Genomic DNA, 7,416 nt, shown 5'->3' with positions numbered 1-7,416 from the left:
CCGCGCAGCGGCCACAGAAACAGTGTCGCGGCTGAAAGCCGCTCCCACCAAGCCGCTCCCACCAAGCCGCTCCCACAAAACAGCTGAAAAACTCAGTGACTGGGAATCCGCAGTTCTATCGCACTGTGAACCCAGTGCTCAATATCAAACTCCACCGCCTTACGCTCCCCTTCATAACGGATACGGCGAATCTCCAGACAGGGCGCGCCGTTAATATGCGACAGCGCGTCGGCCACCTGATCATACACCGCCGACACACAGATACGGTTATCTTCGTGCGTAATTTCGACGTTGTAATCGCGCTGCATCAGGGTGGTGAGCGAGCCTTCCAGGTCTTTTTTCATCAGTTCCGGAAAGCGGCTTTCCGGCAGGTAGATAAATTCGTACAGCACCGGACGACCATCGAGGGAGCGCAGACGCACAAGCTCAATCAGTTTTTCGTCAGCGGCAACGGCCAGTGCTGTGCGTGCGGCCTGTGGGCCTTTAATGCGCTTTTGTGAAATTAATTCGGTGGCCGGAGTGCGTTGTTGCTGCTCCGCCAGCAGGTAGAAATTCACCCGCGAAGACGGGTCATATTCCAGCCGTGGCGGTGAGACAAACCAGCCGCGGCGGTTGGAGCGGTAAATCAGCCCTTCCGATTCCAGCTTCGACAGCGCATCACGCACGGTAATTCGCGTGCTTTTAAACTGCTCGACCAGTTCGCGTTCGGATGGCAGGCGTTCGTTCTGTTTCAGGCGTGACTGTTTGATCAGTCCGGCCAGGTAGTCGCGTATTTCGATATTGGCTGGCAGCATTTTTTTCAATCCGGCATCGGTATGCATGGCTATTTTAGCCTCGCCGCAGCAACAGAAGCCAGCGGCTGTTTCCGGAGCTCTTCCTCAGACTGCTGTCCATTGCGGAAAAAGCGCCAGCGGAAATACAGCCACGACAGCGTGACCAGCGCCCCACCAATAATAGCGGTGCTGTAAACAGCACTGACAAAGAAATTCAGCCAGCTGATGTCCGCTGCATAAAAATGCTTAACCAGCAATAACCCCACGCTGCCGGTATAACCGGCGCTGTCAGCCAGATAAATCAGAAATCCGGCATTAGCCACGCCACCGGCCAGCGCGACAAAACGGTCAAACAAAAAGCAGTTAAACGGAATATAGGCCAGATACAAACCCGTACCTAAGGCGACCATCCAGATTTTACTGTCGAGCCAGTGTTGCTGATGCAGCCAGGTGCTGTAACCGAGAATAAAGCAGCCCAGCACAATGGCGAGATGGTTGGCGGTAAAGGCACGGAAGTTATCGCGGATAAACATTAATAATGCCAGCGCCACCAGCACCATACCGGCGATGCGTACCCCCGCGTAGGTAAAAATCGCGGGTTCATTGCCATAACCCAGCGCCTGCCAGATTTCGGCAGAAAAGTTATCGCGGAAATCGCGTAAGCCGGTGAACAGTAAAAATGCCAGAATCAGCAGACTCAGACCAAACCAGTACTGACCGAATAACTGCCAGCGGTCGGCGGCGGTCATCGGCTGGCGTTTCATGCGTTCAGCCTCATCTGTCGCATCCGGTTCCGGAATCATCGACAGTGCATAGACCGAAATCAGCAGCAGCGGCATAAAAATCAGGCCGGTTAAAAACGGCATCCAGAATTCCGGCACATCGGCATAAACAATTAACGCCTTGCCTACGCTGCGTACCATGCCTGAGGCAACAATAAAAGTGGCACTCAATCCTGCCCCCAGTAATTCCGAGGTTTTACGCCCTTCCAGATAACTGAATACCAACCCCCAGATCATGCCCAGCGGCAGACCATTAAAAAACATCGCCAGAGGTTTTAATGGCGCCGGTAATACCGCAAATAAAAACAATGCCAGTTGTGCACTGGCGACCAATAACACAATGGCCAACGCGCGGCGGTCGTGCATCATGCCCGACACCACACGGATACCGATAAACTTCGACAACAGATAACCCAGCACCTGAGAAAAAATCAGAATCACTTTGTAATCCATGCCAAACAGGGTCTGGCCATCGTACATCGCCACCGAGAAAGGCTTGCGGAAGGCGTACATAGAAAAGTACGTCATAAAGGCGGCGCTGATGGCAAACATCACAAACCAGACAGCAGGCGCATGTTGTAAACGCTGCTGAACCCGCTGGTGAAAACGCTGAAACGGCATAATTAACATAGTAATACTCCCGCTGCGGCACCTGTGCCTGCAGCGCAATCAGTTCTTATAAACAGGAAATACCCGAGGGATATGTCGGCTGTATGAAAATGCTGCATTCAGCCGGTACTCTTGCCGCTGCGCGCACGGGCACAGTGCAGGCGGAATTCCGCACTCATCGGATCGGCTGGCGGCTGCAGGGTGGCAAAACGGGCCGGTGAGAATTCTTCGGCGGCAACAAAGGTGGGTTTGCCGAGAATCTGCTCGCTCAGCAAACGGCCAATACCGCCACTGAACGCAATACCGGCACCGGAGCAGCCGGTGGCGACAAAGGCATTGCTGTACTGCTCCAGACGTCCGAGCAAAGGTTTGCCATCCGGCGTGTAAGACGACACACCGCTTAAGTAATGCGACAGTTGCGCCTGCTCCAGCAGCGGACAGAGCGCCAGCAGGTTATGCCAGTGCTCTTCCAGTGCCAGCCAGCCGTTGGCATCTTCGGCAAAATGAAAACTGTGAATATCGTGCGGTAATGCACGCGGGTCGGCGACACAACACTGGCTGTCGCGCACACCAAATAACAGCGCCGATTGTTCGCTGCGGAAATAGGCTTTGGCCGAAGGAATAATTGCCATCGGCTGATTGGCATCAACCTGCGGCTGGTTGTTGGTTATCCAGTAATGGCTGCGAACCGGTGCCATCGCCAGTGCGATATCGTAGTCATAGGCCAGCGCCGCACTCCAGGGGCCAGCCGCCAGCACCACACTGTCGGCACGGATAAATTCACCGCTGGCTAAATATACCCCGGTAAATGTACCGCCCTGTGATTCCAGCCGGCTGACCGCACAATGAGCAATAATCTGTGCTCCTGCGGCGCGGGCAGAACGGGCATAAAGCTGTGCCAGGGTATAAGGGTCGGCGTGACCGTCATCGGGGTAATACAGCGCACTGCTGTCTGCTGTGATTGCGTCAGCCAGGGCAGCAGCCGCTGAATATCGCTGGTGTCCAGCCATTGTGTGCCAACATCCAGCTGCTGCGCCTGCTGAAAATAACGTTGCTGTTGCTCGACGTTCGTTATCGTGTAACGGCGATGTGCAAACAACCGCTGCGTTGCGCAAAGGGCAGATTAAAACGCTGCTCCAGCATACGCAGAGTGCTGTGAGTTTCGTGCACCATTAATGCGGCACTGTCGCTGCTGCGCGCCCGGGTTAATAAGGCTGCCGCCTGACTGGTGGTGCCTGCACCTAATTCGCCGCGCTCAAATAGCCAGACCTGTGCCTCACCACTGTTCTGCAGATAATGGGCAATGGCGAAGCCTAAAATGCCGCCGCCAATAATAACCACCTGCTGTTTTTCCGCCATCTTGATACTTCTTTTGGTCTAGTCCAGATGAAAGTATTTAAAAGAGTACGGATGACAAAACGATGACAGGCAGGTTCAGAGAAAGAAAACGTTGTATCAAGGCAGAACACAAATAAAAACACCGGCCGGAGCCGGTGTTCTTTGTTACTGCAATAAATCAGAAGAAGCTGTATTTAACACCCAGATTGGCGCGGTAACCGTAGTATTCCACCTGCAACGGACGGCGTTCGCTGCCGAGGTAATACTTCATCGGTTCGTTGGTGATGTTATTAATATCGGCGTACACCATCAGATCGCTGGTTGCCTGATAAGATGCGCTCAGATCAACGCTGGTGTAATCACCGTAGTAGCTGTCTTCGTCGCTGCTGTCACCGTGTTCCTGAATATAAGCGCCTTTATGGTTAACAGCGATGCGCACGGCAAAGGTGCTGTCATCGTAGAATAACGCGGCGTTATACAGAGAGTCGGCCTGACGCGGAATATCGGCTTTGCGGCCATTGGTTAATTCCATCACCGAACGCATACGGGTGTAGTTAGCCTGTACGCCGACATTTTCCAGCGCATCGGCAATAAAATCGAGGCGACGACTGAAGGCAAACTCAGCACCGGCCAGCCAGGCATTATCACCGTTCACCGAATCCACACGGTCAACGGTTTCACCTTTAAAGGTTACTTCAGAGCGCTTGCTGAAAATCGGATCGCTGATCTGCTTATAGAACAGGCCGCCGGAAATCACACCGACATTGTCGTAATAACGCTCAAATAACACATCCAGATTATTGGAATACGTCGGGTTCAGTCCCGGATTGCCTACCACCAGTTCACCATCGGCTTCAGAATAGGCCTGACCCGGAGCCAGCGAACCAAAGTCCGGACGGGCAAAGGTACGGCTGAAGGCAGCGCGCAGGTTGCTGTCGTCGGTCAGGGCGTAGGTCATATGTACAGACGGCAGCACCGAGGTGTAAGACTTGGTCTTTTTAACCGGCACAATCACCAGCGTGCCGGCATTGTCTTCGGCGCTGTAACCGGACACTTCGGTCTCGGTGCGTTCGACGCGCACACCGCCCACCAGGCTGACATCATCGTTCAGCTGATAAGTCGCCATACCGTAACCGGCCATCTGGGTTTCGTTCACATCGAAGTTACGACCCAGCGCCCCACCGTTGGCTACGGTGTAGGATTCGCCATCAATCAGTTCGAACTGATCGCGGTTTTTGTTCCAGAAATTTTCCAGATCCGACATATCCGCCACCTGGCTGAAGTCATCGGCGTAACCGGCGTTAATTTCTTCCAGATAATCGTTACGGCCCGGCTGATCGCTTAAATCAAAGTCGCTCAAAAGCGGCGTTGTCGCACTGTCTTTCCACTGATAAAACTCATCGGAGAAACGCGCAACCCGCTCTTTTTCACGGTATTTGGTACCGAATTTCAGTTGCAGATCGAGGCTCATATCCTGAGTAAAATCGAGCTGCGCCACGACCTTATCTTTTTCCCGCACATCGACCTTATAAAGTTCAATAGAAGACAACGCCATCTGTGTCGGGTCCATGCTGAAGCCATCCGGTAAATGGGTGGATGGTTTATTCGATGGACTGTTACCCCCGTCGATGGTGTTGTACGACAGGTTTTTACCGCTGCGGTTATCCAGCCCTGCAAAGCCTACGTTTTTCTGATCAAAACGGGCGACGAAATAACTCTTGTCTTTGCTGTTCGGCACATCGCCGTAATAGAAGTGGTTATCGTAGGTTGAGGCTTTCCATTCCAGCAGACCGCCCTCTCCGACCCAGTGTTCACCACCCAGCTGATGACCGCTGAGTTCGGTGGTCAGAATATTGTGAATATGCTGCAGCTCGATCCGGTCTTTATCAAAACGGTAGCGGTGTTTGTAATGGGTTTCATCGTCGATCAGGGTACCGTACAGGGTACGGGCATAGACGGTATCGCCATTATCGAATTTATATTCCACGGCACCGTTAAAACCACGGGTATCGCGCTCACCGGTATAATCGCGCAGTTCAAGGCGTTTAATCCCTTCGCCACTGCGGCGTGGTTCAAAGTTATCGGTCGCCCAGTTACGCACATACTGGCTGGCATTAACGATATAACCCCACTTACCATCGTCACTGCGGTCACCGGCAAGAATATTCAGGTTATAACCACTCTCTTCCGCTTTATCGTTGTAGTTGGTGCCAACGGTGACATCCAGTGTGGTTTCCTGTGGCGCACGGCGGGTAATAAAATTCACATTACCGCCAATGGCATCGCCTTCCATATCCGGCGTTACCGCTTTGCTGACTTCCACACTTTCGATCATTTCGGTCGGAAAAAAATCGAACGCAGTCGCACGCGAGGTGGTTTCTTCTTCGGCGGTCGGAATACGGTCGCCGTTCAGCGAGGCGGAACTCCACTGCGCCGGTAAACCACGCACGGCAACAAAGCGGCCTTCGCCCTGATCGCGCTCAATCGAAATGCCGGGAATACGCTGTACCGCTTCGGCGGCGTTGCGGTCCGGTAATTTACCGATGCCGTCAGCCGAAATGGCATTAAGAATACGGTTGGCGTTTTTCTGTGTGTTCAGCGCTTTCATTTCGCCCTGAAAAATATGGCCAACGGCGACCACTTCTTCGATACCTGCGCCGGTAAATACCACTTTCAGTGCGCCCAGATCTTTACGCTCATCGGCGCTCAGGGTCACGGTGGTTTGCAGCGGCTCATAACCTACATAGGTAATTTTCAGGTTGTAGGTGCCGGGCTGCAGGCCTTTGAGAATAAACTGGCCGCGTTCATCACTCTGAACACGGGCGCCGGTTTCCACAACGGTAACCGTTGCACCGGGTAATATCGAACTCTGATCAATCACCGAACCCATCAGGCTGGCATCGGCCAGTGCCAGCTGGCTGCCCAGCAACAGTGTCGCCAGCAGTGGCAGTTTTGCAGTTTTAAACGTCTTCATCCTAATCCCCATAGTTTCCAGTAAGCCGCAATCACGCCCCTTGTGCCGGCGGCATCCGAATCTGGTCTAATCCAGTTAGCCAGTGCAGATTAGGAAGAAAATATGACGGGGTTATGACTGTGGCGTTCAACAACGGGCAGAAATCACATTGCCGATATGAGCAGATTACAGACACAAAAAAGCCCGCGGTTAAGCGGGCTTCAGCAGAATAAAAAACTAATCGTTATTCTGCAGCGGCGGTTTCAGCTGTAGTTTCAGCCGGTGCGGCTTCTGCAGTTTCTGCACTGCTGTCTGCGCTTACAGCTTCTGCAGCCGTTTCTGCAATTGGGGCTTCGTAGCGCAACCATTTCTGGCTGCGGCCAATCCAGGATACGCCGATATAACCGCGAACGCTCAGGCTCTGGCCATCTTCAGCAACTTCCAGCTGGGATTTATAAATGCTGCCGGATTTAGGGTCGAGGATACGGCCGCTTTCCCACTCGCCTTCACCTTCTTTTTCCAGCCCCCACATAAAGGTCAGGCCTTCAACCGGCTGATCTTTAAAATCGTCCGGACATTTTTCACAGGATTTGCCCTGATCTTTTTCACGCAGCAGTTTTACGATAGTGCCCTGCAGCTTGCCTTCTTCGTTAATGTTGATGTCAACGACGCTGGCCTGGCTGCCGTCTTCGTCGTCGATGGTTACCCACTGGCCCACAGCAGGATCGGCCATGGCAACGGATGACAACAGGCTAAAAGCAAGAGCGGATATGGATTTTTTCACAGACAAACTCTCCAGAGCTGGTGCAATTCCGGCCGGAGGGCAATGCCCGTATTACAACGAGCCGCGACACAACCGGACCCCGGCCGCTTGCGTTATCAGTTATTGGTTAGGCCAGGTAGGCCGATCATAAGGTATCTTCCGGGAAAAATCCGCCATTTGGCTGTACCGATGGCTCTG

General features: G+C 53.2%; 6 protein-coding genes. All 6 read right to left on the bottom strand.

Annotated features, from left to right (window positions below; translation table 11 throughout):
• Nucleotides 1-92 precede the first annotated feature (92 nt).
• The 6 genes from B3P58_RS10415 to B3P58_RS10390 all read right to left on the bottom strand — a co-directional run bounded on the left by B3P58_RS10415 (nt 93) and on the right by B3P58_RS10390 (nt 7,239).
• On the bottom strand, nt 93-794 hold the full coding sequence (locus B3P58_RS10415; protein WP_286717393.1) for a UTRA domain-containing protein: 702 nt from the start codon (nt 792-794) through the stop codon (nt 93-95).
• Between the two features lie 29 nt (nt 795-823).
• Nucleotides 824-2,185, bottom strand: a complete 1,362-nt coding sequence (locus B3P58_RS10410; protein WP_286717391.1) for a DUF5690 family protein — start codon at nt 2,183-2,185, stop codon at nt 824-826.
• 98 nt (nt 2,186-2,283) lie between these two features.
• Nucleotides 2,284-3,174: an NAD(P)/FAD-dependent oxidoreductase gene (locus B3P58_RS10405; RefSeq protein ID WP_286717390.1), complete on the bottom strand. Its 891-nt coding sequence runs from the start codon at nt 3,172-3,174 to the stop codon at nt 2,284-2,286.
• 61 nt (nt 3,175-3,235) lie between these two features.
• Nucleotides 3,236-3,523 (bottom strand): FAD-dependent oxidoreductase, encoded by a 288-nt coding sequence (locus B3P58_RS10400; RefSeq protein WP_286717388.1) that lies wholly within the window; start codon nt 3,521-3,523, stop codon nt 3,236-3,238.
• Between the two features lie 157 nt (nt 3,524-3,680).
• Nucleotides 3,681-6,476 carry a TonB-dependent receptor gene (locus tag B3P58_RS10395; RefSeq protein WP_286717386.1) on the bottom strand — a complete coding sequence of 932 codons (2,796 nt, stop codon included), beginning with the start codon at nt 6,474-6,476 and terminating at the stop codon, nt 3,681-3,683.
• A gap of 223 nt (nt 6,477-6,699) precedes the next feature.
• The gene (locus B3P58_RS10390; RefSeq protein WP_286717384.1) at nt 6,700-7,239 is read right to left on the bottom strand and encodes a DUF2147 domain-containing protein; all 540 of its coding nucleotides are present in this window, start codon (nt 7,237-7,239) and stop codon (nt 6,700-6,702) included.
• Nucleotides 7,240-7,416 lie beyond the last annotated feature (177 nt).

The organism is Thalassolituus sp. UBA2009 (assembly GCF_002335285.1).
GTDB classification, from domain to species: Bacteria; Pseudomonadota; Gammaproteobacteria; order Pseudomonadales; family Oceanobacteraceae; genus Venatoribacter; species Venatoribacter alkanivorans.
The sequence above is the reverse complement of the archived record's forward strand: the minus strand, read 5'-3'. Positions and strand labels throughout refer to the sequence as shown.